The sequence below is a fragment of the Rathayibacter sp. AY1A5 genome, from assembly GCF_002930875.1.
Lineage (GTDB): Bacteria > Actinomycetota > Actinomycetes > Actinomycetales > Microbacteriaceae > Rathayibacter.
Window position 1 is genome coordinate 130512 of record NZ_PSTM01000007.1, and the last position, 26927, is coordinate 157438.

Consider the following 26927-nt stretch of genomic DNA (forward strand, 5'->3'; position numbering starts at 1 on the left):
TACGCTGAGCGCATGGCCCTCCGCGGAACCCGACCCCCGTCCGTCCTGCTCCGCCGACTCGTCACCGTCCCGCGCGTCGTGCGCCGGGCGGACGCTCGTGCGGCCCGGCGGCTGAACGCCCGTCGCCCGTCGCCCGTCGTCGACGGGGCGCTCGTGGGGCTCTCCCGGGCCGCGGACCACGGAGTCCTCTGGGCCGGCGTCGGCGTCCTGCTGCTCCTGGCGGGCCGTCCCCGCGAGGCTCTGCGGGGGACCGCCTCGCTCGCCGCGGCCAGCGCGCTCGCGAACCTGGTCGGCAAGCGCGTGTTCGGCGGCGACCGGCCGCTCCTCGTCGACGTCCCGGTCGGCCGGCGCCTGGCGACGGTGCCGACGTCGGCGTCCTTCCCCTCGGGGCACGCGGCGAGCGCCGCTGCCTTCGCCGCCGGGGTCGCGCTCGAGTCGCCCCGAGTGGGGGCGGCGGTCGCCCCGCTCGCCGCCGCCGTGGCCTTCTCCCGCCTGCACGTCGGCGTCCACTGGCTCTCGGACGTCCTCGGCGGCGCGGCGCTCGGCGCGGCGGTCGCGGTCGTCGGCCGAGCCGTCCTGCCGGCCGAGCCGCGCCACGTGCCCGTCTCGGAGCGCGCGACCCGGCCCCCCGTCGACCGCAGCCCGCTGGGGGACGGCGCCGCCCTCCTCGTGGTCCTCAACCCCGGCGCGGGCCGGGACTCGCACCGCCCCGATCCCGAGCCGCTGGTCCGAGCCCGGTTCCCGAAGGCGCGCGTGCACCGGCTGACCGAGGGGGAGGACCTCGCCGACGTGGTGCGCGAGGCGCGCTCGGGGGACTCTCCGCCCCGGGTGCTCGGGATCTACGGCGGGGACGGCACCATGTCGGTCGGTGCCGCTCTCGCCCGCGCCGAGGGGATGACGCTGCTCGTGCTGCCGGGCGGGACCATGAACCACTTCGCGAAGGCGCTGGGGCTGCTCACCGTCCAGGACGCGCTCGACGCGGCGACGATCGGCGAGCGCCGCGATGTCGACGTGGCCGAGGTCGTCGCGGACGGGGGAGAACCGGTCACGGTGCTCAACACGGTCTCGATCGGCGTCTACCCGGAGTTCGTCGCGGCCCGCGAGAAGCGCGAGAAGCGGATCGGGAAGCCGCTCGCCGCCGTGATCGCGGCCCTCTCGGTCGTGCGGCGCACCGATCCGTTCGAGCTCCGGCGCGACGGGCGCACGCAGCTCGTCTGGTCGTACTTCGTCGGGGTGAACCAGGAGCACCCGCGCACGGCCGCCCCGCTCGCCCGGCGTCGGCTCGACGACGGCCACCTCGACGTGCGCATCCTGCACTCAGGACGGACTCCGCGCACTCGGGGAGCGTTCTCGCTCCTGCTCGGCCGTACGGCGACCCCGGTGGTCGGCCGTGTGCCCGGCTGGCGGGCACCGGTGGTGGAGTCGTTCTCGACGCCGGAGATCACCGTCGGCGCGCGCCGGCCCGCGGGGGACGACCCCGAGTGGGCGCACGACGGCGAGACCGAGCGCTTCGACGGCTCCCGCGACGGATTCGACGAGGCCGTGGTGCGGATAGTGCCGCTGGGCCTGCGGGTCTACGCGACCGCCGACTAGGGAGCGGTGCCGGCCCGGTCCCCGCCGTCCGGATCCGCCAGCAGCTCGGCCAGCGCGTCGAGGGCGGCGACCTGCCCGGCCACCACCAGCGAGCGGGCCTCGTCGAGCGGGTGCCACCGGGCGTCCTCCAGCTCGGGGAAGCTGCGCAGCACGCCGGAGCCCCGCGGCCACTCCAGCTCGAAGGTGTTGCTCGCGACGAAGGCGGTGTCCGCGAGTCCGCGCCCGGCGAAGACGGTGACGGTCTTGGCCGCGCTCTGCCGGAACGCACCGAGGAGGGTCAGCTCCCCGTCGGGCGGAGGAGCGCCGGTCTCCTCCTCGAATTCTCGGCGCGCGGCGTCCAGCGACGTCTCGTCGCCCGTGTGCACGCCCTTCGGGATCGTCCACGCGCGGGGGCGCCGGGTCCAGAAGGGGCCGCCCATCCGCCCGAGGAACACCTCGGTGCCGGAGGGGCCCTCGCGGTGCAGCAGGATCCCCGCGCTCGTCACCGCGGCCATCGCGTCTCTCCGGTCATCCCGCCATCCTGCCCCGCGCCCGTGGAAGGATCGGCAGGACCCGCCCGCGACCGCACGGAGTGAACCATGCACGACCACGAGATCCTCCGACAGCTGCGCGACGCGCTCGGAGACGCGGTCCTGACCGAGGGCCCCGGGTTCGAGGCCGTGCACACCGACAAGTCGGGCTTCTCCGCACCGGGTCGCGCGCTCGCGCTCGTCGCTGCCCGCTCGGTCGAGGACGTGCAGGCGGCGCTGCGCATAGCGACGGAGCACCGGCTCCCGGTCGTGCCGCGCGGAGCGGGAACGGGCCTCGCTGCCGGGGGAGTGGCGAGCGGGGGAGCGCTCGTCCTCTCGACCGCCGCCATGGACCGCATCCTCGAGGTGTCGCTCGAGGACGAGCTGGCGGTGGTCGAGCCCGGGGTCATCAATCAGGCGCTGTCGGACGCCGTCGCTCCGCACGGCCTCGTCTTCTCGCCCGACCCCGCGAGCCGCGCGATCTCGAGCATCGGCGGCAACATCGCGACGAACGCCGGGGGGCTGCTGTGCGCCAAGTACGGCGTGACCCGCGAGGCGGTGCTCGGGTTGACGGTCGTCCTCCCCGACGGACGCCTGCTCCGCACCGGCCGCCGCAGCGTGAAGGGAGTCACCGGGTACGACCTCACCGCGCTCCTGACCGGCTCCGAGGGGACGCTGGGCGTCATCGTGGAGGCCACCGTGAAGCTCCGCCCGATCCCGACCGGGCGCGTGGTCACGGTCGGCGCGTACTTCCCGAGCGTCGTCGCCGCGGCCGCCGCCTCCGCTGCGATCACCGCCGCGCGGCTCCGTCCCGCGGTGATGGAGCTGATGGACGAGGCGGCGCTCGCCGCGATCTCGCGCTACACCGGAGCGGCCCTGGACCGCGGTGCCGCCTACCTCCTCGTCCAGACGGACGGCGGAGGAGCGGCGGAGGAGTCGCAGCGCGTCCTCGAGATCGTGACCGCCTCCGGGGGCGCCGCCGAGGCGACCGAGGACCCGGCCGAGGGCGAGGCTCTGCTGGCCGTCCGCCGGGCCTTCCACCCGGCGCTCGAGGCGGAGGGCCGGGTGCTGATCGAGGACGTCTGCGTGCCCCGCTCGGCGCTGCCGGCGATGTTCGCGGCGATCCGCGGCATCGAGGAGCGGACGGGGTTCAGCATCCCCACCGTCGCCCACGCGGGGGACGGGAACCTCCATCCGAACTTCGTGCTGCCCGCGGGGGACGGACCCGTGGGGGAGGACGTCTGGGGCGCCGCGGCGGAGCTCTTCCGCACGGCCCTGGCCCTCGGCGGCACGCTCACGGGCGAGCACGGCGTGGGACTGCTCAAGCGGCGCTGGCTGGCGGAGGAGCTGGGCGAGGACTCGCTGGCGCTCCAGCGCGGGATCAAGGCCGTGTTCGACCCGCTGGGGATCATGAACCCGGGGAAGGTCTTCTGAGGAGGGCGCCCCGGGCTACAGCAGCTCGGCCGTGATCATCGAGGCGGTGAACACGATCGTCGCCGCGGACATGAGCCAGTAGAGGACCGTCTCGCGCCAGGACCCGGCGGAGCCCAGCACGGGCAGCGCGGCGTAGCCGCCGGTGGTCCAGACGTGGCGCAGCGGTGTCCGGCGCAGGCGCCGCGGCAGGCGCACGCGCAGCGGCCACAGCCAGTTGATCCCGCCGGTCGTGAGGGCGTCGCCGGCCACGTGCACGAGGTAGCCCAGCGTCGCGGCGACCCGGAGCCACGCCCAGGTGCCGTCGGCGAGCGCGACGAGCAGGACCGTGACGACCGTCGCCCCGGCCCAGGCGATGCGCCAGGAGGGGGCGGCCCGGACGGCCTTCGCGGCGAACGCGAGGGCGGGCAGCGTGAGCACGGCGGCCACGGCGACGGGGCCGACGACCGGCACCGGGAAGCGCAGCGCCGTGAGCACCGGCACCAGGTACCAGACGACGGCGACCGCGAGCAGCGAGTGCATCCCGTGCCGGTGCCCTCCGCTGATCCGGCCCGCGGTCGCGGTGAGCAGGGAGGCGCCCGGCGCCGAGCGGGAGACGGTCGCGCTCGCGTGGTCCGCGTCGGGCACCAGGGCCCAGCCGGCGGCGACTCCGAGGCCGACCAGCCGGAGGTCCAGCGGGAGACCCGCGAGGCCGAGGGGCCCGGCGACGGCGGGCACGGAGGCGGCGACGGCCCAGGCGAGCGCACCGGAGACGGCGTGCGAGCGGCCCATCATCGCGGGTCGGCTCCTTCGACTGGGCGCTGCGAGGCCGGAGGACGACCGCGGCGGCACGAGAGAACCCCCGGCCGAGTGCGTGAGCACGGACCGGGGGTGAGGGTGGGCGATACCGGACTCGAACCGATGACCTCTTCCGTGTGAAGGAAGCGCGCTACCAACTGCGCCAATCGCCCAGGGGGACGTGCTGGACGACCCGAGAGACGATCGTAGCGGATCCGCGGGGCCCGGATGCACCGCCGACGCCCGCCACGCCCGGGTGAACGGACGGCGACGAGCCGGTTTCGCGCGGAAAGACGCGGATCGGACTCCGAGCGGCGGGATCGGCGTCCGCTCGATTTGGATTCCGGCGCCGCTGTCGTATACATTCTTCTAGGTCGAGCCGGGCAGCGAAAGCGCCGGACAGACAGCAAGACAGCACGACACGCAAAACGGCAACACCAGTACGACCTACATGCGGATGTGGCGCAGCGGTAGCGCATCACCTTGCCAAGGTGAGGGTCGCGAGTTCGAATCTCGTCATCCGCTCGAACACCGGTCCTCGGACCGGCGTCATCGGGACGGCACCCTCGGGTGCCTCCCACCTGGTCGGCCCTCGGGCCGCCGACACCGAATCCCGTACACGGTGGATTGGCCGAGAGGCGAGGCAGCGGCCTGCAAAGCCGTATACACGGGTTCGAATCCCGTATCCACCTCGATCGTTCACCGAACGAGGCGCTCCGCACGGAGCAACGGGCGATTGGCGCAGCGGTAGCGCGCTTCCCTGACACGGAAGAGGTCACTGGTTCGATCCCAGTATCGCCCACCACGAGAACCCCCGGCCCCTGGCCGGGGGTTCTGTCGTTCCCGGCTCCGGCGCTACCCTCGCAGGATGCCCGCCCCGATCCCCGTCGACGACCAGGGCACCCTCCTGCGGCTCGTCTCGCGGGACGACGGACCTGCCCTCGCCGCCGCGTACCGGCGCAACCGCCGGCACCTCGCGCCCTGGGAGCCGACGCGCTCGACCCGCTTCTTCGAGGCGGGGGGCCAGACCGACGCCGTCGCTGACGCACTCGCCGCGCACCGGGCCGGCAGCGTCCTCCCGCTCGTCCTCGACGCGGGCGGCGTGATCGTCGGTCGGCTGACTCTCGCGAACATCGTCCGCGGCGCCTTCGACAGCGGCGATCTCGGCTACTGGCTCGACAGCGGTCTGCAAGGCCGCGGCGTGATGACCCGCGCGGTCGGAGCCGTCCTGCGCACCGCGCGGGAGGATCTGGGGCTGCACCGCGTGCAGGCCGGGACGCTCCTCCACAACGTCGGATCGCAGACCGTGCTTCAGCGCAACGGCTTCGAGCGGATCGGCGTCGCGCGGCGCTACCTGCGGATCGCCGGGGAGTGGCAGGACCACGTCCTCTTCCAGGCGCTGCTCGAGGGCGGCCCGCTCCAGCCTCCGCCGACTCCGCTCGTCTAGGGTGAGCGGCGCCGGCCTTCTCCCGGCGCTCCGAGCGGGAGGGACGCGCCCATGACCACGCGGCACATCGGCGGACGAGAGTTCGACTTCGAGCGGCAGGTGGCCGTGATGGCGGTCGTGAACCGCACACCCGACTCCTTCTACGACAAGGGCTCCACCTTCGCCCTGGACAGCGCCATCGCGGCCGCCGTGCGCGCCGCGGAGCTCGGCGCCGACTGGGTCGACATCGGCGGAGTGCCGTTCGGCCGCGGCCCCGCTGTCACGCTCCAGGAGGAGCTCGACCGGGTCGTCCCCGTCGTGGCGGGCATCGCGGAGCGGAGCGACGTGGTCGTCTCGGTGGACACGACGAGCGCCGAGGTCGCGCGCGCGAGCATCGCCGCGGGCGCCTCCGTCGTCAACGACACGAGCGGGCTGCACGACCCCCGGATGCTCGAGGTCGTCGCCTCCTCCTCCGCCCAGCTCGTCATCACCCACAGCGTGGGCGCCCCCCGCAGCGAGCCGGAGAGACCCGAGTACGACGACGTCGTGGCGACCGTGGTCGACCATCTGCGGAGCCGCGTCGATCGCGCGCTCTCGGGTGGAGTGCCTGCCGGGAGGATCATCGTCGATCCGGGTCACGACCTGAACAAGAACACCCTGCACACGCTCGAGCTCACCCGCCGGCTGGGCGAGGTGGCCGCGCTCGGCTTCCCGGTGCTCGCCGCGGTGTCCAACAAGGACTTCATCGGCGAGGCGCTGGACCGGCCGCAGGGGGAGCGCCTCGAGGGCTCCCTCGCCGCCGCGGTGATCTGCATCCTGAACGGTGCGCGGATCGTGCGCATGCACGACGTGCGCCAGGCGGTGGACGCCGTGCGGATGACGGAGGCGGTGCTGGGCTGGCGGGCGCCCGCCTTCCTCCGCCACAACGTGGAGCCGGCGGCGTGAGCGCCCGCATCGACGGCCTGTCGCCGGCCGGGCAGGACCTGTCCGACGAGGCTCTGCTGGCCCTCTACGCGGACGGGGCGGGCGAGGAGTGGCTCCGGGTCAACTTCGTCGCGAGCGTCGACGGAGCGGTCACCCGTGACGGCGTCTCGGGCGATCTCGGGGGCGCGGCGGACCTGCGCGTGTTCGACCTGCTCCGCCGGCTCGCCGACGTCGTGCTCGTCGCGGCCGGCACGGTGCGGACCGAGGGCTACGGCCCGATGGTGCTGAGCGACGAGTCCGTGCGGGCCCGGCTCGGCACCGGGCTCGCCCCGCAGCCCGTCTTCGCGATCGTCTCGGGGTCGCTCGACCTCGATCCCGCTTCGCGGATCTTCACCGAGGCGCCGGTGCGTCCGATCGTCGTAACCACCGGCTCCTCGTCGGCCCGCCGCCGCGCGGAGCTCGCCGAGGTCGCCGACGTGCTCGTCTGCGGCGACGCACGGCTCGAAGCGACGCGGATGCGGGCGCAGCTCGCAGAGCGGGGGCTCGGCAGGATCCACTGCGAGGGTGGTCCGTCGCTGCTCGGGACCCTCCTCGCCGCGGACGCCGTCGACGAGCTCTGCCTGACCGTCTCTCCGACGCTCGAGGCGGGGGACTCCGGGAGGCTCGCCCGCGGCGACGTCCCCGGACCTCGCCCGCAGCACCTGGCGCACGTGCTCAGCGCCGGCGACACGCTGCTCCTGCGCTACCTCCGCCGGTGCTGACCCGCCCTACTCGCGGCGCCGCTCGTTCTCGTCGCGCTTGGCCTCGGAGGCCGGACGGGCGGCGATCACGGGGTGGGCGCCGGTGAAGCCGTCCCGGGCGGACGCGATCGCCAGGATGCGCGGCTTCGCGACGTGCCAGCCCACGATCAGGGCGGGCACGCCGACCACCGCGACGATCCCCACGGTCCAGGTGCCGGTCGGGAAGTCGACGGCGATGAGGACCACCACGATCACCAGGAACGCCAGGGTGAGCCACGAGGTCACCGGGGCGCCGGGCATCCGGAAGGATGGGCGCTCCAGGCGCCCGTGGGCCGCCCAGCGCTGCAGCTGCATCTGGCAGAGGACGATCATGCCCCAGCCCGTGACGATGCCCAGCGCCGAGACGTTGAGGACGATCTCGAAGGCCTCGGACGGCACGAAGAGGTTCAGCACGATCCCGATCAGGGTGATGCTCGCCGTGAGCAGGATGCCGCCGTAGGGGACGCCCTGCTTGTTCATCCGGCCGGTGAAGGCGGGGGCGGAGCCGTTGAGCGCCATGGAGCGGAGGATGCGGCCGGTCGAGTAGAGCCCGGCGTTGATGCTGGAGAGCGCGGCCGTCAGCACGACGAAGTTCATGATCGATCCGGCGATCTCGCCCGAGGAGCCGTCGCCCAGCGAGCTGAAGAACGTGACGAACGGGCTCTCGCCCTTCGAGTAGGCCGTGTAGGGCAGCAGCAGCGTCAGCAGCAGCACCGAGCCGACGTAGAAGACGGCGATGCGCAGGATGACCGAGTTGATCGCGCGCGGGATGACCTTCGCCGGCTCCGCGGTCTCGCCCGCCGCCGTGCCGACAAGCTCGACTCCGGAGTAGGCGAACACCACGCCCTGGACGACCAGGACGCTGGCGATCAGGCCGCCGGGCAGGATGCCGCCGTTGTCGTTCCAGAGGCTGATCCCGGGGTCCACGGCGACGCCGCCGGACTGCAGCGGCCAGCCCGCGGCGAGCACGACGACGCCGATCACCAGGAAGACCACCAGCGCCGTGACCTTGATCAGCGCGAACCAGAACTCCAGCTCCCCGAAGACCTTGACCGAGACGAGGTTCAGCGAGAGCACGACGACCAGGGCGATGAGTGCGAGGAGCCACTGGGGCACGGAGGAGAAGAGCGACCAGTACTTCACGTAGAGGGCCACCGCGGTGACGTCGGCGATCGCGGTCATCGCCCAGTTCAGGAAGTACATCCAGCCGGCGACGAAGGCGGCCTTCTCGCCCAGGAACTCGCGGGCGTAGGAGATGAAGGAGCCCGAGCTCGGCCGGTGCAGGACCAGCTCGCCGAGCGCGCGGAGGATCAGGTAGGCGAAGACGCCGCAGACCGCGTACACGACGACGAGCGAGGGACCGGCGGTGGCGAGTCGGCCGCCGGCGCCGAGGAAGAGGCCGGTGCCGATCGCGCCGCCGATGGCGATCATCTGCAGCTGCCGGGGCTTGAGACCGGGACGGTAGCCCTCCTGCTCCTTCGAGAAGTCGGGCTGCACGGGCCCGCGGTCGTCGTCGCTCTGCGTCACGGGGGCTCCCTCGTCACCGGATCGCGCCGGGCGGCTGCTCCGGCACGCCCGTCAGGGTAAGGGCGCGCTGCTCGGAGGAGGCGGGTGGCGCGGTCCGCGGCATGCGGATCCTCTCAGGATCGGGGCGCCTACCCTGGGGGCATGAGCGGTCCGGACCTCGCACGGCAGTTCTCGCTCGACGGCGTCCGGATCCCGTCGCCGGCGAGGCGCCTGAACGGCGGCACCGATCCGGCGCTCGTCTGGCGCAACGAGCTCGACGGGCTGACCTTCCGCGTATACGCCGGGTACCTGAAGTGGAATCCCCGGTCCACGGGCGTCGACCTCCGTCGCGAGATCGCGCGTCTGCGCTGGCTGGAGGGGCGGATCGTCGCGCCCCGGATCCTGGAGGCGGGCGAGGACGAGGAGGGGCAGTGGCTCCTCACCGCACCGCTGCCCGGGCGGAGCGCCGTCGACCCGGAGTGGACAGCCCGGCCGGAGGAGGCCGTCCGCGCGATCGCGGCCGGCCTGCGGGCGGTCCACGCGCTCCCCGTCGACGCGGTGCCCGAAGAGCTGCGCGGCGACTCCTGGTTCGCGCGCCGGCCGTCGGCGCTCGGCGCGGCTCCGGAGCTCGTGGACCCCGTCGTGGTGCACGGCGACGCGTGCGCTCCGAACACGCTCGTCGACGACGACGGACGCTGGAGCGGCACGGTCGACGTCGGCGACCTGGGCGTGGGCGACCGCTGGGCGGATCTGGCGGTCGCCGCGGTCAGCCTCGGCTGGAACTACGGCCCCGGCCACACCCCGCTGCTCCTCGCGGAGTACGGAGCGGATCCGGACGACGAGCGCGCGGCCTACTACCGCGCGCTCTGGTCGTCCGAGTCCTGAGTCACTTCTTCTTCGCGGCCTCGTCGTCCTGGGCCGTGCCCTGGTCGCTGCGGTTCTCGCTCGCCAGCCGCAGCCAGCGCCCGTCGCGGACGTCCTTCTCGTGCACGGCCGCCTTCTTGTCGCTCGCGGCGGTGTCGCGCGGGGGGAGCTGGATGGTCTCCTCCGCCTCGATGCCCGCCTGCAGCTCGCGTCCGCGCTCGAGCTCGGCGTCGAACTCCGCGCCGAAGAGCAGGGCGATGTTGGTGATCCAGATCCAGAGGAGGAAGACGATCACCGCGCCGAGCGAGCCGTAGGTCTTGTTGTAGTTGGAGAAGTTGGCCACGTAGAACGCGAAGCCGGTCGAGGCGATCAGCCAGATCGCCAGGGCGACGATCGATCCGATGCTGATCCAGCGGAACTTCGGCTGGCGGATGTTGGGCGCCCAGTAGTACAGGATCGCGACGATCACGATCGCGATGACCACGAGCACCGGCCATTTCGCGATGTTCCACACGGTGAGGGCGGCGGGCCCGAGGCCCACGACGTCGCCGACGGCGGTCGCGACCGGTCCGCTGAGCACCAGGATGAGCGCCGCGATCACGATCAGGACGACCGTCACCACGGTCACGCCGAGCATCGTCGGGCGGAGCTTCCAGAAGGGGCGCCCCTCGTCGATCTGGTAGACGCGGTTCATCGCGCGGCCGAAGGCGCCGACGTAGCCGGAGGCGGACCAGATCGCTCCTACGACACCGGTCACGAAGGCGAGACCCGCGGCGGAGGAGCTGGTCAGCGCCTGGATCGGGTCGCGCAGCAGGTCGACGACCTCGCTCGACGCGAGGTTCCCGATCAGGTCGAGCACCAGATCGGTGGTGGCCTGTGCCTGGCCGAAGAGCCCCAGCACCGACACGATCGCGAGCAGGGCGGGGAAGAGCGCGAGCACGGCGTAGTAGGTGAGCGCGGCGGCGAGGTCGGTGCACTGGTCCGCGCCGAACTCGCGAGCCGTCTTCTTGAGGACGTAGAACCAGGAGCGCGTGGTGATGTCGGTGACGTCGTCGGGCTTCCGGGAATCGTCGGGATCGGGCGCTGTCTTCTCGCGGGTCGTGCTCTGCTCGGCCATGCGGACACGCTACGGGGCCGACAGTCGTCGGACGGCCCCCTTGACGGCGCGGCCGGTCGTGTCGCGGGTCAGGCCCGGCGCTGGCGCGCAGCGGCGAGGGTGCCGAAGAGGAGGAAGGAGCAGGTCGCGGCGAGGACGGTCAGCAGGGGAGCCTCCCAGCCGCCGCTCGCGTCGTGCGCGAAGCCGATGACGGTCGGGGCGGTGGCGGCCACGGCGTAGCCGATCCCCTGCACCGTGGCCGAGAGCCGCGACGCGTGGGCGTCGGAGCGGGAGAGCCGCACGACGAGCACGAAGACCACCGTGAATCCTCCGCCCTGGGCCGCGCCGCCCAGCACGCACCAGAGCGCCCAGAGCTGCGGCGCGAGCAGCAGCCCCGCCGGCACCGTGCACCAGAGGAGGCCGACGAGCACGATGCCCCCCAGGGGTCCGAGCCTCCGGACCAGGAGCGGGACGCCGAGGGCGCCGGCGACCGCGGCGAGCTGGAACACCGAGGCGCTCGCGCCCGCGGTCGCGATCGAGAAGCCGTTGCGGTCGACGAGCAGCGAGGGGAGCCACGCCGTCACTCCGTAGTAGGAGAACGCCTGGCTCGAGAAGCAGAGCGCGAGCGCCAGCACGGTCGCGCTGCGGAAGATCCGCGGAGCCGGTGCGGCCGGTGCGCGGTCGGCGCGGGCCGGGCGGGGAGTCGGACGCAGGGCCGCCCGAGGCCCTACGGCCACGAGCCAGCCGGCCAGAGCGAGGGCGTTGAGGGCGAGCCAGACGAGCAGGGCGCCGCGCCAGCCGAGCGCCAGAGCGAGCGGAGCGGTGCCGAGCGAGGTGATCGTCGAGCCGACGTTGAGGGCTGCGGTGTAGACGCCCGTCGTGAGGTCGACGCGCTCGGGAGCGACGTCCCGCCGGATCACGACGGGGAGGACGACGTTGCCGATCGTGATGGAGACGCCGATCAGGACGGTGCCCGCCACGGCCGGTCCCACGTCGCCGATCGATCGGACGATCGTGCCGAGCGCGACGCCGATCACCGTGACGGTCACGGCGGCGTCGGGTCCCGCGCGGCGGATCACCAGGAGCGCGAGCGGAGTCGCCAGGGCGAAGCAGAGCACGGGGATGCTGGTGAGGATCCCCGCCTGGCCCGCGGACAGCGCGAGGTCCTCGCGCACCGCGTCGATGATGGGCGCGACGGCGACGATCGGACCGCGCAGGACCAGCGCGACCAGGGCGACCGCCACGACGAGGAGCCAGGGAGCGCTCCGGCGCGCGGTCATCGGGGCGTCGAGGGCCGCGGCACCCCGGTCAGCCGGCCAGGCCGGGGACCCCGGCCGAGAGGTTGCCGACGATGGTGAAGACGCCCGACACCAGACCGACGATCCCGGTGACGAGTCCGGCCGTCGCGAGCCCGCGACCGCCTCCGACGAGCGGTGCGGCCGCCCGGCCCTTCGCCGAGAAGACGATGGCGAGGATCGAGGGGATCAGCAGCGGATTGATCAGCAGGCTCAGGACGCCGAGCACGAGGCTCGCGATCGCCATGGGGTTGCGGCCCGCCGCGGAGGACGGGGCGGACGGATAGGCGTACAGCTCCTGCTCCGGAGCGCCCGGGGGCGTGCCGTAGGCGGGAGCGGGCGCCGAGGAGGACGGACGGGACCGGTCCGTCCACGCCGCGCCGTCCCAGTAGAGCTCCGAGCCGAGGTCGGCCGGGTGCGGGTACCACCCAGGCGCGGGCAGCGGAGCGGAGTCGTCGGGCATGGGGCGAGTCTAGAGCGGCGCCGATCAGCTCTTCGGCTGCTCGATGCCGAGCGCGTTCCCGTCGGGATCGAGGATCCAGGCCGCCCAGACGCTGCCGCGGTCGGCCACGCCGTTCTCGGTGCGCAGCTCGTCGCTGTCGTAGTCCTCCGGAGCCACGCCCCGAGCCGCCAGCGCGTCCAGCTCGGCGCGCAGGTCGGCCACCCGCCAGGCGGCCTTGGTCTGCTCGTCCTTCGAGCCCGTGGTGCTGGAGGTGACGGTGAGCCGCGTGCCGCCGCAGGAGTAGGCGATCGCCGACTCGCTCTCCTCGAGGACCTCCAGTCCCAGGGAGCCGGCGTAGAAGGCGCGGGAGGCGGCGAGGTCGCGGGAGAGCAGAACGGGGCCGATGGGGGAGTCTGAGAGCACGGTGAGTCCTTTCGTCGGTGGGCCTCCAGTCGACGCCCGCTGCGGCCCGGCGCGGAAGGGGTTGCCACCGGGCGGGCCGGAGGGGGTCGGGCGCGGCAGAATGGCCTCGGCCGTGCCCGCCGCGCGGCCGGGAGGAGCCCTCATGAGCTGGACCATCGACGAGGTGGCGTGGACCCACCCGGACGCCGAGCGTCTGCGCGACGCGCAGCGGTGCGAGCTCGACGAGCGCTACGGCAACGACGACCACGAGCCCGGCACGCCGCCCTCGGCCGACGACGTGCCCGTCTTCCTCGTCGCCCGCGACGCGAGCGGCACGGCGGTGGCCTGCGGCGGACTGCGGCCTCTCGACGACGACGTCCTCGGACCGGGGGCGATCGAGGTGAAGCGGATGTTCGCCGACCGCGCCGCCCGCGGCACCGGAGCGGCCACGGCCGTCCTGCGCGCGCTCGAGGCGCGGGCGGCCGCTCTGGGCACGACGCGCCTGGTGCTGGAGACCGGGACGCTCCAGCCCGACGCGATGCGGTTCTACCTCCGGGAGGGCTACCACGCCATCCCGCCGTTCGGCGCCTACATCGGGTCCGAGCACTCGGTCTGCTACGCCCGCGATCTCGCTCCCGGCGCCTGAGCGTCAGCGGCGCAGAGTCTCCACCGGGTACTCGCCGAAGCGGCGGTGGTACGCCCCCGAGAAGCGGCCCTGGTTGAGGAAGCCCCAGCGCGCGGAGACGGCGCGCACGGTCTCCTCGCCCGGAGCGCCCTCGCGCAGCTCGACGCGCGCCCGGTCGAGACGCACGCCGCGCAGGTAGCCGAGCGGAGTGTCGCCGAAGTGCCTCCGGAACGCGGCCTGCAGCGCCCGCGGAGTGAGCCCCGCCGCTGTCGCGATGTCGGACACGGTGACGGGCGACGCGGCGAACGCGTGCAGGAACTCGGCGGCACGCAACAGGTGCTCGAGCCCCGGCCGCAGCACCTGCGCCGGAACGACGACCGGCCGGTGCGCGAAGGTCGCGAGCAGGTGCAGAGCGACGCCGCGCTCGGCCGCCACGAGCTGCAGCGCTGTCGCCTCGCGGCCCGACCGGAGGACGCCCGCGAAGTCGTCGACCGCCCGCCACCAGCCCGGGAGTGCCGACGCGGAGGCGATCGAGCGGTGGTCGAAGACGAGCGGCAGCGGCACGCCGTCGCCGGCCTCGGACGCGACCTGCTCGAGGAGGCCGGCGGCCACGTGCACGAGCCGCTGCTGGAAGTCGCGGCTGACGAACTCGAAGGGACGCGCGCTGGGGAACACGACCGGCCGCCCCGGCAGGTGGACGATCCGATCGCCCTCCGGGTCCACCACGCTCGTGCCGGAGAGGAACCACGAGACGACGTACTCGCCCGCCGGACGCAGCCCCCCGGACACGGAGCCCCGGAACACAGACGTCCGCAGGCTCACGCCCTCGCTCCCGGACACGTCGTAGCGGAAGGAGAAGGGCCGCTCGACCGGTTCCGTCCGGAATCCCGACCCGCCGTAGCCGTCCGAGTAGAAGCGCCGCGCCTCCTCCAGGTCGGCCCCGGAGCGCGTGAAGCGCTGCAGCGCAGGACCGGCACCCATCGGACCAGGATGCCACCTGGACGGATTGCGCACCGGTCGCCCCCGCGCCCCTCTCCGGGGCACGTCCTGTCGGCAGGATGACGGGGTCGGACGACACGGACGGAGACACATGGAGATCAGCGCACGCAGACTCGCGGCACGCGACGCGGTGGCCGTCGTCGCCGTGCTCGCCGCACTCGAGGGGGCGCTCGCCGTGGACTCCCTGCCGCCCGGCCTGGAGGAGGTCCTCCTGCACCAGCTCGAGCGCAGCTCGCTCGTGCTCCCCGGCGCCGACTGGGACGAGCTCGCCTCCGCTCTGCGCGCGCTCGACGCCCGCGTGCGCGACGCGCTCGGGTAGAGGCCGCCGCCGACTACAGTCGAGGGGTCAACCGAGCCCGAGGAGTACCCGCACGTGTCGAACGAACCGTCGAATCCCGCAGAGAACGAGTCCCACTCGGTCGTCACCGAGGCGGGCACGGGATTCACGCACTTCACCGACCGGGCCGTGGTCGCGATCCGCGTCAACGGGGAGCTCAAGGACCTCGCCGCCGACGTCGTGCCGGGCGACCGCATCGAGCCGGTGCTCATCTCCTCGCCGGACGGGCTGAACATCCTCCGCCACTCCGCGGCCCACGTGCTTGCACAGGCGGTGCAGCAGATCAACCCGGAGGCGAAGCTGGGCATCGGCCCGCCCGTCACCGACGGCTTCTACTACGACTTCGACGTCGAGGAGCCCTTCACGCCCGAGGCGATGAAGGCGCTCGAGAAGGCGATGGACCGCATCGTCCGCCAGGGCCAGCGGTTCGTGCGCCGCGTCGTCTCCGAGGAGGAGGCGCGCGCCGAGCTCGCCGGCGAGCCCTACAAGCTCGAGCTGATCGGGATCAAGGGCGGGGGAGCCGAGCACGAGAGCGTCGAGGTCGGCGGCGCCGAGCTCACCATCTACGACAACGTCGACCCGCGTTCCGGCGAGACGGTCTGGAAGGACCTCTGCCGCGGCCCGCACCTGCCCAACACCCGCATGATCGGCAACGGCTACGCCCTGACCCGCAACGCTGCCGCCTACTGGCGCGGCTCGGAGAAGAACCCGCAGCTGCAGCGCGTCTACGGCACCGCGTGGCCCACGAAGGACGAGCTGCGCGAGCACCAGGCCCGCCTCGAGGAGGCGGCGCGCCGCGACCACCGCAAGCTCGGCCACGAGCTCGACCTGTTCTCCTTCCCGGACGAGATCGGCTCCGGCCTCGCGGTCTTCCACCCCAAGGGCGGGATCATCCGCTACGAGATCGAGCAGTACATGCGCGAGCAGCTGCTCGCCCACGACTACGAGCTCGTCTACACGCCGCACATCACCAAGGGCGACCTGTTCCTCACGAGCGGGCACCTGCAGTGGTACTCCGAGGGGATGTTCCCCCCGATGCACCTCGACGAGCTGCAGGACGAGGACGGCAACGTCACCCGCCAGGGCCAGGACTACTACCTCAAGCCCATGAACTGCCCGTTCCACAACCTGATCTTCCGCTCGCGCGGCCGCAGCTACCGCGAGCTCCCGCTGCGCCTGGCCGAGTTCGGCACCGTGTACCGCTACGAGAAGAGCGGCACCCTGCAGGGCCTCACCCGCGTGCGCGGCCTGACCCAGGACGACGCCCACATCTACGTCGCGCAGGAGGACGTGTCGGCCGAGCTGACCCGCAACCTCGAGTTCGTGCTGCAGGTGCTGCGCGACTACGGCCTCGACGACTTCTACCTCGAGTTGTCCACGAACGAGGAGGGCAACCCGAAGTTCGTCGGTGCGCCCGAGCAGTGGGAGGAGGCGATCGAGTCGCTGCGCGCGGTCGCCGTCGCCTCCGGTCTCGAGCTGGTGCCGGATCCGGGAGGAGCGGCGTTCTACGGTCCGAAGATCTCGGTGCAGGCGCGCGACGCCATCGGCCGCACCTGGCAGATGTCGACCATCCAGCTCGACTTCAACCAGCCCGAGCGCTTCGAGCTCGAGTACACGGCCTCGGACGGCTCGAAGAAGCGGCCCGTGATGATCCACCGCGCGCTCTTCGGCTCCATCGAGCGCTTCTTCGCGATCCTCACCGAGCACTACGCCGGGGCGTTCCCGGTCTGGCTGTCGCCGGTCCAGGTCGTGGGCATCCCGATCGCCGACGAGTACCTGACCTACCTCGAGGAGGTCGTCGGCGAGCTCAAGAGGTCGGGCATCCGCGCCGAGATCGACTACTCCAGCGACCGGATGCAGAAGAAGATCCGCAACGCCACGCTGCAGAAGGTGCCCTTCCAGATGATCGTGGGGGAGAAGGACCGCGACGCCGGAGCCGTCAGCTTCCGCTTCCGCGACGGCACGCAGGAGAACGGGATCCCGGTCGCCGACGCCGTCGCGCGCATCCGCGAGGCCGTCGCCTCGAAGGCGCAGGTCTGAGCGTGAGCGACGGCTACGTGCCCGAGGGAGCGGAGGGCTCGGCGCACCTCGCCGGGGTTCCCGACGAGTTCCAGCGCCTGTGGACGCCGCACCGGATGGTCTACATCCAGAAGGGGCAGCCCGGAGCCGACGACTGCCCCTTCTGCGTGGCGCCGACGCTGAGCGACGAGGAGGCCCTCATCGTCGCCCGCGGGGAGCACGCCTACGTCCTGCTGAACCTGTTCCCGTACAACTCCGGCCACCTCCTGGTCTGCCCGTACCGGCACATCCCGCTCTACGACGAGGCCACTCCCGAGGAAGTGGCCGAGATCGGAGCGCTCACGCAGACGGCCATGCGCGTCGTCCGCTCGGTCTCGAACAACGACGGCTTCAACCTCGGGATGAACCAGGGCGCGGTCGCGGGAGCGGGGATCGCCGCGCACCTGCACCAGCACGTGGTTCCGCGCTGGGCGACCGACGCGAACTTCTTCCCGATCATCGCCCGCACGAAGGCGCTCCCGCAGCTGCTCGGCGACGTGCGGGCGAGCCTCGCGGCGGCCTGGCCGAGCCTCTAGACCGCCGCCCGGCCCCCTGTCCAGCGCCGCGGACGGCGGGCGCCGTCTCGTAGACTCGGAGCTGCCGTCGGCGGAAGTCGCCGCACAGAACAGGACTCGCGAACATGACCGACACCACCACTCCGTCCTCGTCCGCTCCCGAGCAGTTCGGCTCGAGCCGCGTCAAGCGCGGTCTCGCCGAGATGCTCAAGGGCGGCGTCATCATGGACGTCGTCGACGCCGATCAGGCCCGCATCGCGGAGGACGCCGGCGCGGTCGCCGTCATGGCGCTCGAGCGCGTCCCCGCCGACATCCGCTCGCAGGGCGGCGTCGCACGCATGAGCGACCCCGACCTGATCGACGGCATCGTCTCCGCCGTGTCGATCCCCGTCATGGCGAAGGCGCGCATCGGCCACTTCGTCGAGGCGCAGATCCTGCAGGAGCTCGGCGTCGACTACATCGACGAGTCCGAGGTCCTCTCGCCCGCCGACTACGTGAACCACATCGACAAGTGGAACTTCACCGTCCCCTTCGTCTGCGGAGCGACCAACCTGGGCGAGGCGCTGCGCCGCATCACCGAGGGCGCAGCGATGATCCGCTCGAAGGGCGAGGCCGGCACCGGCGACGTCTCCGAGGCGACCAAGCACATCCGCACGATCTCCGGCGAGGTCAACCGCCTGAAGGCGATGACCAAGGACGAGCTCTACGTCGCCGCCAAGGATCTGCAGGCCCCCTACGACCTGGTCGTCGAGATCGCCCGGACCGGCAAGCTCCCCGTCGTCCTCTTCACCGCCGGCGGGGTCGCGACCCCGGCCGACGCGGCGCTGATGATGCAGCTGGGCGCCGACGGCGTGTTCGTCGGCTCCGGCGTCTTCAAGTCGGGCGAGCCCGCCAAGCGCGCGGCCGCGATCGTGAAGGCGACCACCTTCTTCGACGACGCGAAGGTCGTCGCGGAGGCCTCGCGCGGCCTGGGTGAGGCGATGGTCGGCATCAACGTGGCCGACGTGCCCGCGCCGCACCGCCTCGCCGAGCGTGGCTGGTAGCGCCGACGCGCCGCTCGCCGGCGCAGGACCGACGCGGGAGTCCCTCGAGGGGCTCCGCGTCGGCGTCCTCGCGCTGCAGGGCGACTTCCGCGAGCACGCGCACGTCCTGCGCGAGCTGGGCGCCGAGGTGGTGCTGGTGCGCCGCCCGGAGGAGCTGGCCGCCGTCGCGGGGCTGGTCATCCCGGGCGGCGAGTCCACGGTGATGGACAAGCTGTCGCGCCTCTTCGGCCTCGCGGAGCCGGTCGTCGAGGCGATCGGGGCGGGGATGCCCGTCTACGGGACCTGCGCCGGGCTGATCATGCTCGCCGACCGGGTCCTCGACCGCATCGACGGCCAGAGCAGCTTCGGCGGCCTGGACGTGTCGGTTCGGAGGAACGCGTTCGGCAACCAGCTCGACTCCTTCGAGACCGATCTCGACGTGCCGGCCATCGGCGATCCGCCGGTGCACGCGGTCTTCATCCGCGCACCGGTCGTGGAGGAGCTGGGGGAGCGGGCGACCGCGCTCGCCAGCGTCGCCGACGGGCGGGTGGTCGCGGTCGAGCAGGGCAACCTCCTCGGTACGGCGTTCCACCCCGAGATCACCGGCGACTACCGGTTCCACGAGCTGTTCCTGCGGAAGGTCGCGGCGACGCGCTTCGGCGACTGACCCGCTGCCGCCCCCTCCGCCAGGGGTGGACGGTGCGGGACCCGCGGGCCAGGGTGGTCGCATGCCCGAACTCCCCGAGGTCCAGGCCCTCGCTCTCGATCTCGACGCGCGCCTGGGCGGACGCGTCCTCGAGCGGCTCGACGTGTTCGCGATCTCCGCCCTCAAGACCGTGGCCATCCCGCCGTCGGCTCTCTCCGGCGAGACCGTCCACGGAGTGTCGCGGCACGGCAAGTTCCTCGACCTCGCAGTCGGCGAGGCCCACGTCCTCCTGCACCTCGCCCGCGCCGGCTGGGTCCGCTGGCGGCCCGACCGGCCGACGGCTCCGGCGAAGCCCGGCCGGGGCCCGCTCGCCGCCCGGCTGGTCCTCGACGACGGGTCGGGATTCGACGTGACGGAGGCCGGCACCAAGAAGAGCCTCGCGCTCTCGATCGTCGCCGATCCGCTCGACGTCCCGGGCGTCGCCCGGCTGGGTCCCGATCCGCTGGACCCGGAGTTCACCGAGGAGATCCTCGGCGCGATCCTCGCCACGGCGGGCCGGGCGCAGGTGAAGGGCGTCCTCCGCGACCAGTCCCGCATCGCCGGCATCGGCAACGCCTACTCCGACGAGATCCTCCACGTGGCGCGCATGTCGCCCTTCAAGCCCGCCGCGCTCACCGCCGACGAGCTGGACCGCCTCTACGCGGCCCTCCGCTACACACTCGAGGAGGCGCTCGCCCGCGCCGAGGGCCTGCACGCGGCCGACCTCAAGCGCGAGAAGAAGCTCGGCATGCGCGTCCACGGCCGCACAGGAGAGGCGTGCCCCGTCTGCGGCGACACGATCCGCCAGGTGGTCTTCCACGACTCCACGCTCCAGTACTGCCCCACCTGCCAGACCGACGGCAGGATCCTCGCCGACCGGCTGCTGTCGCGGCTGATCAGATAGCGAGCCGGTCCCTGCCCGGCTCGCCGCGGTCGGCTTCCGGAGATGGCGGGGGTGGGTGGAGCGGGTCGCTTCCGCCTACAGCGATCCGCTGGCACGCGGATCACTGGTTCGGCTGTGCTTGTGGCGAGCCGGTCCCTGCCCGGCTCGCCGCGGTCGGCTTTCGGAGTTGGCGGGGTGGGTGGAGCGGGTCGCGTTCGCCTACAGCGATCCGCTGGCACGCGGATCACTGGTTCGGCTGTGCTTGTGGCGAGACGGGCGCGGAAGGCTCGGTGCTCGGGCCGAGACGGGCGCGGACCGGCTCTCGAATAGACTGGCCCCTGCCATCAGCGGCGCCCTCGGGGGCCGCACGCAACGAGATTTCCGAGGGAGCACCGTGTCCGGGCATTCCAAGTGGGCCACGACCAAGCACCAGAAGGCGATCAAGGACTCGCGCCGCGCGAAGTCCTTCGCCAAGCTGATCAAGAACATCGAGGTGGCCGCCAAGATCGGCGGCGCCGACCTCTCCGGCAACCCGACGCTCGTCGACGCCGTGCAGAAGGCGAAGAAGACCTCGGTGCCGAACGACAACATCGACCGCGCGATCAAGCGCGGCGCCGGCCTCACCGGCGAGGTCATCGACTACACGACGATCATGTACGAGGCCTACGGCCCCAACGGCATCGCCCTGCTCGTCGAGTGCCTCACCGACAACAAGAACCGCGCCGCGGCGGACGTCCGCACCGCGATGACCCGCAACGGCGGCACCATGGCCGACCCGGGCAGCGTCGCCTACAACTTCGCGCGCAAGGGCGTCATCTCCGTGCCCCACGGAGAGAGCGTCACCGAGGACGACGTGCTCGGCGCGGTCCTCGACTTCGGTGTCGACGACGTGCTCGACCACGGCGAGAGCTTCGAGGTCCGCGTCGAGCCGAGCGAGCTCGTCCCGGCCCGCTCGGCCCTGCAGGAGGCGGGCATCGACTACGACTCCGCCGACATCGAGTTCGTCGCCTCCCTCCAGGTCGAGGCCGACGCCGAGACGGCTCGCAAGGTCTTCCGCCTGATCGACGCGCTCGAGGACTCGGACGACGTGCAGAACGTCTACACCAACCTCGACATCACGGCAGAGGTGCGCGCCGAGCTCGAGAACGAGGAGTGACGCGGTGAGTTCGGCCCGATCCTGGAGGGCGGCCTGATGCGCGTCCTCGGGATCGACCCCGGGCTCACCCGCTGCGGCGTCGGCATCGTCGACGTCTCGCGCGATCGCCGCGCGACCCTCGTGCACGTGACGGTCCTCCGGACACCGCCCGACAACGCGCTGGAGCGCCGCCTGCTGGCCCTGGGCGACGGACTCGAGGCGCTGCTCGACGAGCACCGCCCCGACGCCGTCGCGATCGAGCGGGTCTTCGCGCAGAACAACGTCAGCACCGTGATGGGCATCGCGCAGATCAGCGGCGTCGCCCTCGTCGCGGCGGCCCGGCGCGGGCTCCCGGTCGGGATGCACACGCCGAGCGAGGTGAAGGCCGCCGTCACCGGCTACGGAGCCGCGGACAAGCGCCAGGTCACCGCGATGATCCAGCGCGTCCTCCGGCTCGACGCCCCGCCGCGGCCGGCCGACGCGGCCGACGCCCTCGCCCTGGCCGTCTGCCACGCCTGGCGGGCGCCTCTCGCGCCGTCCTCCGGGTCGGCGGGAGCCGGTGCCGACGGAGCGGCGGGCGGCACAGCAGCGCAGCGGGCGTGGCGCGCCGCCGAGGCCGCGAGTCGAACGCCTGTTCGAGCATCTAGACTGACGCGGTGATCTCCTCCCTCCGCGGCACCGTCCTCTCCGCCCGCGGGAGCCTCGCCGTCCTCGACGTCCACGGCGTCGGCTACGCGGTGAACGTGACCCCGCAGCACGCGCTCGAGATGCGCGTCGGTGACGAGACCACGGTCAGCACCGTGCTCGTCGTCCGCGAGGACTCGCTCACCCTCTACGGCTTCCCCGACGAGGAGCAGCTCGAGATCTTCGAGCTGCTGATCGGCGTGACCGGCGTCGGCCCGAAGTCCGCCCTCGGCGTTCTCGGCGCGGTCGAGCCGGACCGGATCGCGCAGGCGGTCGCCGACGAGGACGACGGGGTGTTCCGGAAGGTCAGCGGCATCGGCCCGAAGACGGCCAAGCTGATCATCCTGTCCCTCGCAGGCAAGGTGACCGTCCGTCCGCGCGCCGCCCGCGGCTCCGGTCCCGCCGCCACCGCCGCGCAGAACGTGCTCGCGGCGCTCGTCGGCCTGGGGTGGCCCGAGCGCACCGCGGCCGATGTGGTCGACGAGATCCTGCTCGACGCGCAGGCCTCCGACGCCGCGAACGTGCAGGCGCTGCTCCGGCTCGCCCTCGCCCGCCTCGGTCCGGCGGCCCGCTCGTGAGCGACGAGGTGCTGGGCGCCGAGGTCGCCTCGGAGGCCGAGGTCGCCTTCGAGGGTGCACTGCGCCCCAGGAACCTCAGCGAGTTCGTCGGCCAGCGCAAGGTGCGCGGCCAGCTCGAGCTGCTGCTCAAGGCCGCGGCCATGCAGGGCCGGACCCCCGACCACATCCTGCTCGCGGGCCCGCCCGGGCTCGGCAAGACGACCCTCGCGATGATCGTGGCGGAGGAGAGCTCCTCGCCCCTGCGGCTCTCCAGCGGCCCCGCGATCCAGCACGCGGGCGACCTCGCCGCCGTCCTCTCCTCGCTGCTGCCCGGCGAGATCCTCTTCATCGACGAGATCCACCGCATGGCGCGCTCCGCGGAGGAGATGCTCTACCTCGCGATGGAGGACTTCCGGATCGACATCATGGTCGGCAAGGGGGCGGGAGCGACGTCCGTCCCGCTGGATCTCGCCCCGTTCACGCTCGTCGGCGCCACGACCCGCTCCGGCCTGCTGCCCAATCCGCTCCGCGACCGCTTCGGCTTCACCGCGCACCTCGAGTTCTACGCGGAGGACGAGCTGCGGCAGGTGCTCGCCCGGGCGGCACGGCTGCTCGAGCTCGACATCGACGCGGACGCGATCGCCGAGATCGCCGGCCGCTGCCGCGGCACCCCGCGCATCGCCAACCGCCTGCTCCGGCGGGTGCGGGACTTCGCCCTGGTCCACGGCGGACGGGCCGACGTGACCGCCGTCCGCGCGGCGCTGGAGCTCTACGACGTCGACGCGCTCGGACTCGACCGGCTCGACCGCGCGGTGATGGAGATCGTGCTGACCCGCTTCGACGGCGGGCCGGTCGGCCTGAACACCCTCGCCGTGTCGGTGGGGGAGGAGGCGGAGACGGTCGAGGCCGTCGTCGAGCCGTTCCTCGTGCGGATCGGATTGCTGACCCGGACGCCGCGCGGCCGCGTGGCGACCCCCGCCGCCTACCGCCACTTCGGCATCGACCCCCGGGGGACGGCGGCTCAGCCGCCCCTGTTCCCCGATGATCTATGATTCTCTAGGCCCGACGGGCCGCTCGATCCGCTCCGCCTCGACCTGAGGCCGCGCGGCGGATCGCCCATCCACTCCGGAAGGCCCACCCATGGATCCGACGATCATCCTGCTCGTCCTGCTGCTCGCCGTGATGATCATCTTCATGTTCCGCAACAACAAGAAGCGCCAGCGCGACGCGGAGAGCATGAAGAACAACCTCCAGCCGGGGGTGGAGCTCATGACCGGCTCCGGCCTCTTCGGCACCGTCGTGTCGATCGACGACGAGGCGAACAAGATCGTCATCGAGTCGACCCCCGGCACGCTGCTGACCATCCACCGTCAGGCGATCGCCCGGCTCATCGACCCGAGCGAGAACGCCGTCGTCGTCGAGACCGAGGACGAGGCCGACCCGCTGACCGCGACCGGCTCGCCCGAGTTCGGCGAGCGCGACTCGGCGCACCGCGACCCGCTGGTGGACCCGGTCGAGCGCGACCGCCGCCCCGACGCGCAGTAGTCTCCTGGGCGGGCCGGGCGCATCGGCGCCCGCCCGCCCTTCTCCACGCCCGGGCGTCCCCGGGCCGATCACCGTCGACCGAAGAGAAAGCTGAGCCCTGGGTGGCCGCATCAACCCCCGTCCGGAAGGCCCGCCGCTCCCTGAGCTGGCTCGGTGTCCTGATCCTCGCTCTCGTCGGACTCAATACGGCGGCCGTCCTCTGGGGCGGCGGCTCCTGGACGCCGAAGCTCGCCCTCGACCTCGAGGGCGGCACGCAGATCGTCCTGCAGCCGCAGCTGAACGACGGCGACACCGTCTCGTCGGAGCAGCTGACGCAGGCCGTCTCGATCATCCGCCAGCGCATCGACGCGTCCGGCGTCTCCGAGGCCGAGATCACGACCCAGGGCTCGAGCAACATCGTCGTCTCGATCCCGGGCACGCCCGACGACGAGACGCTCCAGCGCATCGAGGCCTCGGCGAAGCTCGACTTCCGCCCGGTCCTCGTCGCGAGCCAGGCCACCAACAGCTCGGTCGGCGGCGACGCGACGTCCTCGCCCACGCCGACGCCCGTCGACCCGTCGCTCTCGACGGAGCCGACCGCCTCGCCGACGAACGCGAGCGACCTCGCCTACCTCACGCCGGCGCTCGAGGCCCAGTACACCTCGTTCGACTGCGCGTTCCTCAACGGCCAGGACCCGAACCTCGCCCCGGCCGACCAGCCGCTCATCACCTGCGACGACAGCGGGACGGTGAAGTACGTCCTCGGCCCGGTGGAGATCACCGGCGAGGACATCTCGGACGCCTCGAACGGCCTGATGACGACCTCCTCCGGCGCCAGCACCGGCACCTGGGCCGTCAACCTCTCGTTCGACGACCAGGGCACGCAGGCCTTCGGCGACGTGACCTCGCGCCTCGTGGCGCTGCAGGGTGCGCAGAACCAGTTCGCGATCGTCCTCGACGGCCGGGTCATCTCGGCCCCGTCGACGAACGCCGCCATCACGGACGGCAACGCGCAGATCTCGGGCTCCTTCACCCAGGAGTCGTCGAAGACGCTCGCCGACCAGCTCAAGTACGGCGCGCTGCCGATCGGCTTCCAGGTCCAGAGCTCGGACAGCATCTCGGCGACGCTCGGCTCCGCCCAGCTCGCCAGCGGCCTGCTCGCCGGCCTCATCGGCCTGATCCTCGTCATCGTCTACTCCATCGCGCAGTACCGCGTGCTCGGAGCCGTCACGATCGCCTCGCTGCTCGTCGCGGCGATCGTCACCTACCTCGTCGTCACGCTGCTGTCCTGGCGGGAGGGACTGCGCCTCTCGCTCGCAGGAGTCGCGGGTCTCATCGTCGCGATCGGCATCACGGCCGACTCGTTCATCGTGTACTTCGAGCGCATCCGCGACGAGCTGCGCGACGGACGCGGCCTCGAGTCCGCCGTCGAGTCCGGCTGGCGGCGCGCGCTGCGCACCATCTTCGCGTCCGACATGGTGAACCTGCTCGCCGCGGTGGTCCTCTTCCTCCTCGCCGTCGGCAGTGTCCGCGGCTTCGCGCTCACCCTCGGGATCACGACGATCATCGACCTGATCGTGGTGGCGCTGTTCACCCACCCGATCCTGCAGCTGATGGCCACGAGACCGTTCTTCGCCGAGGGGCACAAGGCCTCGGGCCTGGATCCCCGGGCGCTCGGGGCCGTCTACCGCGGCCGTGCCGCCTTCCGTCCGCAGGACCAGGTGGTCGCCGGCAAGCGCGCCTCCGCGTCCCGTGAGGCGGCCAAGCGCCAGACCATCGCCGAGCGGAAGGCCGCCGAGGCGGCCGGCCTGCGCGACTCCAACGACTCGAACGGGAAGGACGCGTGATGGCCAGCTTCTCGCAGTTCGGAAACGACCTCTACACCGGTGCGCGATCGATCGACTTCGTCGGCCGGCGCCGCACGTGGTACCTCGTCTCGCTCGCCCTGATCCTGATCACGCTGCTCGGGACGGTCGCCCGCGGCGGCTTCAACTTCGGCATCGAGTTCACCGGCGGCTCGCAGTTCACGGTGTCCTCGCCGTCGAGTCTCGAGCAGGCGACGGCGACGGACGCGGTGACCTCGGTCGCTCCGGAGACCGTGCCGCGCGTGTCCGTCGTCGGCGACGACTCCATCCGCGTGCAGACCGGCCAGCTCTCGACCGACGAGTCGACCGCGGTGCGGAACGCCCTGTCGGAGGCGTACGACGTGCCCACCGACCAGGTCGCCTCCTCCTTCATCGGAGCGGCGTGGGGCAACGACGTGACCCAGCAGGCCCTGCGCGGCCTGGTGATCTTCGTGGTCCTCGCGGCCCTGGCCATGTGGGCGTACTTCCGCACCTGGAAGATGTCGCTCGCGGCGATCGTCGCGCTCCTGCACGACCTCGTGATCGTGGCGGGCGTCTACGGCATCACCGGCACCGAGGTGTCGCCGGCGGCGGTGATCGGACTGCTGACGATCCTCGGCTACTCGCTCTACGACACGGTCGTGGTCTTCGACAAGATCCGCGAGAACACCGTGGAGGCGCTCGGCAGCACGACCCGCACCTTCTCCGAGACGGTGAACCTGGCCGAGAACCAGACTCTCGTGCGCTCCATCAACACCTCGATCGTCGCCGCCCTCCCGGTGGCCGCGATCCTCGTGATCGGCGCGTTCGTCCTCGGCGCGGGCACTCTCCGCGACATCTCCCTCGCCCTGCTGATCGGCATCATCGTCGGCACGTACTCGACGATCTTCGTCGCGGCGCCGCTGTACGCCCAGCTGCGCAGCCGGGAGCCCGAGATATCCAAGCACGACAAGCGCGTGGAGTCGGCCCGGGCGAAGGCGACCGCGCCGGCCGCGCCGGCCGTGCAGGGCTGAGC

28 protein-coding genes and 4 tRNA genes are annotated in these 26927 nt (G+C 72.5%); 23 read left to right on the forward strand and 9 right to left on the reverse strand.

Going from position 1 to position 26927, the window contains the following annotated elements:
• Positions 1 to 12 precede the first annotated feature (12 nt).
• Complete coding sequence (locus tag C5B98_RS06930) at positions 13 to 1593, forward strand: bifunctional phosphatase PAP2/diacylglycerol kinase family protein (RefSeq protein ID WP_104251074.1); 1581 nt, start codon at positions 13 to 15, stop codon at positions 1591 to 1593.
• Here the strand turns inward: C5B98_RS06930 and C5B98_RS06935 are convergent.
• On the reverse strand, positions 1590 to 2087 hold the full coding sequence (locus C5B98_RS06935) for an NUDIX domain-containing protein (RefSeq protein WP_104327518.1): 498 nt from the start codon (positions 2085 to 2087) through the stop codon (positions 1590 to 1592). The genes C5B98_RS06930 and C5B98_RS06935 overlap by 4 nt on opposite strands.
• 84 nt (positions 2088 to 2171) lie before the next feature.
• Here C5B98_RS06935 and C5B98_RS06940 point away from each other — a divergent pair, with 84 nt between their 5' ends.
• Complete coding sequence (locus C5B98_RS06940) at positions 2172 to 3536, forward strand: FAD-binding oxidoreductase (protein ID WP_104327519.1); 1365 nt, start codon at positions 2172 to 2174, stop codon at positions 3534 to 3536.
• A gap of 15 nt (positions 3537 to 3551) precedes the next feature.
• Here C5B98_RS06940 and C5B98_RS06945 read toward each other — a convergent pair whose 3' ends face one another.
• Both C5B98_RS06945 and C5B98_RS06950 read right to left on the reverse strand, forming a co-directional pair.
• Positions 3552 to 4307, reverse strand: coding sequence for a metal-dependent hydrolase (locus C5B98_RS06945; RefSeq protein WP_104327520.1), 756 nt, complete (start codon positions 4305 to 4307; stop codon positions 3552 to 3554).
• 103 nt (positions 4308 to 4410) lie between these two features.
• A tRNA-Val gene (locus C5B98_RS06950) sits at positions 4411 to 4483 on the reverse strand.
• Between the two features lie 280 nt (positions 4484 to 4763).
• Between C5B98_RS06950 and C5B98_RS06955 the strand changes: the two genes are divergently transcribed.
• The 6 genes from C5B98_RS06955 (at position 4764) to C5B98_RS06980 (ending at position 7421) form a co-directional block, all read left to right on the forward strand.
• Positions 4764 to 4835, forward strand: a tRNA-Gly gene (locus tag C5B98_RS06955).
• Positions 4836 to 4931: 96 nt separating this feature from the next.
• Positions 4932 to 5002 (forward strand) — tRNA-Cys (locus C5B98_RS06960).
• A gap of 38 nt (positions 5003 to 5040) precedes the next feature.
• A tRNA-Val gene (locus C5B98_RS06965) sits at positions 5041 to 5115 on the forward strand.
• Positions 5116 to 5178: 63 nt separating this feature from the next.
• On the forward strand, positions 5179 to 5757 hold the full coding sequence (locus tag C5B98_RS06970; RefSeq protein ID WP_104225349.1) for a GNAT family N-acetyltransferase: 579 nt from the start codon (positions 5179 to 5181) through the stop codon (positions 5755 to 5757).
• A gap of 51 nt (positions 5758 to 5808) precedes the next feature.
• Positions 5809 to 6681, forward strand: a complete 873-nt coding sequence (gene folP / locus C5B98_RS06975; protein ID WP_104309106.1) for a dihydropteroate synthase — start codon at positions 5809 to 5811, stop codon at positions 6679 to 6681.
• Positions 6678 to 7421 carry a pyrimidine reductase family protein gene (locus tag C5B98_RS06980; RefSeq protein ID WP_104327521.1) on the forward strand — a complete coding sequence of 248 codons (744 nt, stop codon included), beginning with the start codon at positions 6678 to 6680 and terminating at the stop codon, positions 7419 to 7421. The genes folP and C5B98_RS06980 overlap by 4 nt, the downstream gene beginning before the upstream one ends.
• 6 nt (positions 7422 to 7427) lie before the next feature.
• On the opposite strand, the gene C5B98_RS06985 is transcribed toward C5B98_RS06980, so the two are convergent.
• Positions 7428 to 8966: an amino acid permease gene (locus C5B98_RS06985; protein ID WP_258063456.1), complete on the reverse strand. Its 1539-nt coding sequence runs from the start codon at positions 8964 to 8966 to the stop codon at positions 7428 to 7430.
• A 141-nt stretch (positions 8967 to 9107) separates the two neighbouring features.
• Here C5B98_RS06985 and C5B98_RS06990 point away from each other — a divergent pair, with 141 nt between their 5' ends.
• A complete protein-coding gene (locus tag C5B98_RS06990) occupies positions 9108 to 9830 on the forward strand; it encodes an aminoglycoside 3'-phosphotransferase (RefSeq protein WP_104224636.1) in 723 nt (240 codons plus the stop codon).
• A 1-nt stretch (position 9831) separates the two neighbouring features.
• Here the strand turns inward: C5B98_RS06990 and C5B98_RS06995 are convergent, their stop codons facing one another.
• The 4 genes from C5B98_RS06995 to C5B98_RS07015 all read right to left on the reverse strand — a co-directional run bounded on the left by C5B98_RS06995 (position 9832) and on the right by C5B98_RS07015 (position 13065).
• A complete protein-coding gene (locus C5B98_RS06995; protein ID WP_104327522.1) occupies positions 9832 to 10926 on the reverse strand; it encodes a YihY/virulence factor BrkB family protein in 1095 nt (364 codons plus the stop codon).
• A 68-nt stretch (positions 10927 to 10994) separates the two neighbouring features.
• Positions 10995 to 12185 carry a CynX/NimT family MFS transporter gene (locus tag C5B98_RS07000; protein ID WP_104251080.1) on the reverse strand — a complete coding sequence of 397 codons (1191 nt, stop codon included), beginning with the start codon at positions 12183 to 12185 and terminating at the stop codon, positions 10995 to 10997.
• Between the two features lie 28 nt (positions 12186 to 12213).
• Positions 12214 to 12663, reverse strand: coding sequence for a DUF2510 domain-containing protein (locus C5B98_RS17120; protein WP_146076899.1), 450 nt, complete (start codon positions 12661 to 12663; stop codon positions 12214 to 12216).
• Between the two features lie 24 nt (positions 12664 to 12687).
• Entirely contained in the window at positions 12688 to 13065 is a 378-nt protein-coding gene (locus C5B98_RS07015; protein ID WP_104251082.1) for a VOC family protein, read from the reverse strand.
• A 142-nt stretch (positions 13066 to 13207) separates the two neighbouring features.
• Between C5B98_RS07015 and C5B98_RS07020 the strand changes: the two genes are divergently transcribed.
• Complete coding sequence (locus C5B98_RS07020; RefSeq protein ID WP_104225442.1) at positions 13208 to 13690, forward strand: GNAT family N-acetyltransferase; 483 nt, start codon at positions 13208 to 13210, stop codon at positions 13688 to 13690.
• Positions 13691 to 13693: 3 nt separating this feature from the next.
• On the opposite strand, the gene C5B98_RS07025 is transcribed toward C5B98_RS07020, so the two are convergent.
• The gene (locus C5B98_RS07025) at positions 13694 to 14650 is read right to left on the reverse strand and encodes an AraC family transcriptional regulator (RefSeq protein WP_104327523.1); all 957 of its coding nucleotides are present in this window, start codon (positions 14648 to 14650) and stop codon (positions 13694 to 13696) included.
• A gap of 109 nt (positions 14651 to 14759) precedes the next feature.
• On the opposite strand from C5B98_RS07025, the gene C5B98_RS07030 reads away from it, so the two are divergent.
• The 13 genes from C5B98_RS07030 (at position 14760) to secF (ending at position 26925) form a co-directional block, all read left to right on the forward strand.
• Complete coding sequence (locus tag C5B98_RS07030) at positions 14760 to 14987, forward strand: hypothetical protein (RefSeq protein ID WP_104327524.1); 228 nt, start codon at positions 14760 to 14762, stop codon at positions 14985 to 14987.
• A gap of 147 nt (positions 14988 to 15134) precedes the next feature.
• Positions 15135 to 17045: a threonine--tRNA ligase gene (gene thrS / locus C5B98_RS07035; protein ID WP_258063459.1), complete on the forward strand. Its 1911-nt coding sequence runs from the start codon at positions 15135 to 15137 to the stop codon at positions 17043 to 17045.
• A gap of 2 nt (positions 17046 to 17047) precedes the next feature.
• The gene (locus C5B98_RS07040; protein ID WP_258061501.1) at positions 17048 to 17599 is read left to right on the forward strand and encodes an HIT domain-containing protein; all 552 of its coding nucleotides are present in this window, start codon (positions 17048 to 17050) and stop codon (positions 17597 to 17599) included.
• Positions 17600 to 17703: 104 nt separating this feature from the next.
• Positions 17704 to 18621, forward strand: coding sequence for a pyridoxal 5'-phosphate synthase lyase subunit PdxS (pdxS, locus tag C5B98_RS07045; protein ID WP_104327526.1), 918 nt, complete (start codon positions 17704 to 17706; stop codon positions 18619 to 18621).
• A gap of 73 nt (positions 18622 to 18694) precedes the next feature.
• Positions 18695 to 19267, forward strand: coding sequence for a pyridoxal 5'-phosphate synthase glutaminase subunit PdxT (pdxT, locus tag C5B98_RS07050; protein WP_374953051.1), 573 nt, complete (start codon positions 18695 to 18697; stop codon positions 19265 to 19267).
• A 61-nt stretch (positions 19268 to 19328) separates the two neighbouring features.
• Positions 19329 to 20189, forward strand: a complete 861-nt coding sequence (locus C5B98_RS07055) for an Fpg/Nei family DNA glycosylase (protein WP_104327527.1) — start codon at positions 19329 to 19331, stop codon at positions 20187 to 20189.
• A gap of 373 nt (positions 20190 to 20562) precedes the next feature.
• A complete protein-coding gene (locus tag C5B98_RS07060; RefSeq protein ID WP_104224772.1) occupies positions 20563 to 21324 on the forward strand; it encodes a YebC/PmpR family DNA-binding transcriptional regulator in 762 nt (253 codons plus the stop codon).
• Between the two features lie 36 nt (positions 21325 to 21360).
• Positions 21361 to 21963 (forward strand): crossover junction endodeoxyribonuclease RuvC, encoded by a 603-nt coding sequence (gene ruvC, locus C5B98_RS07065; RefSeq protein ID WP_104257325.1) that lies wholly within the window; start codon positions 21361 to 21363, stop codon positions 21961 to 21963.
• Positions 21960 to 22565 carry a Holliday junction branch migration protein RuvA gene (gene ruvA, locus C5B98_RS07070; protein WP_104225337.1) on the forward strand — a complete coding sequence of 202 codons (606 nt, stop codon included), beginning with the start codon at positions 21960 to 21962 and terminating at the stop codon, positions 22563 to 22565. Before ruvC ends, ruvA begins: the two co-directional genes overlap by 4 nt.
• Positions 22562 to 23596: a Holliday junction branch migration DNA helicase RuvB gene (gene ruvB / locus C5B98_RS07075; protein ID WP_104224769.1), complete on the forward strand. Its 1035-nt coding sequence runs from the start codon at positions 22562 to 22564 to the stop codon at positions 23594 to 23596. Before ruvA ends, ruvB begins: the two co-directional genes overlap by 4 nt.
• An 88-nt stretch (positions 23597 to 23684) precedes the next feature.
• The gene (yajC, locus tag C5B98_RS07080; RefSeq protein WP_104233318.1) at positions 23685 to 24089 is read left to right on the forward strand and encodes a preprotein translocase subunit YajC; all 405 of its coding nucleotides are present in this window, start codon (positions 23685 to 23687) and stop codon (positions 24087 to 24089) included.
• A 101-nt stretch (positions 24090 to 24190) separates the two neighbouring features.
• Positions 24191 to 25915 carry a protein translocase subunit SecD gene (gene secD, locus C5B98_RS07085; protein WP_104261519.1) on the forward strand — a complete coding sequence of 575 codons (1725 nt, stop codon included), beginning with the start codon at positions 24191 to 24193 and terminating at the stop codon, positions 25913 to 25915.
• Positions 25915 to 26925, forward strand: a complete 1011-nt coding sequence (gene secF / locus C5B98_RS07090; protein ID WP_104327528.1) for a protein translocase subunit SecF — start codon at positions 25915 to 25917, stop codon at positions 26923 to 26925. Before secD ends, secF begins: the two co-directional genes overlap by 1 nt.
• The last annotated feature ends 2 nt before the right edge of the window (positions 26926 to 26927 follow it).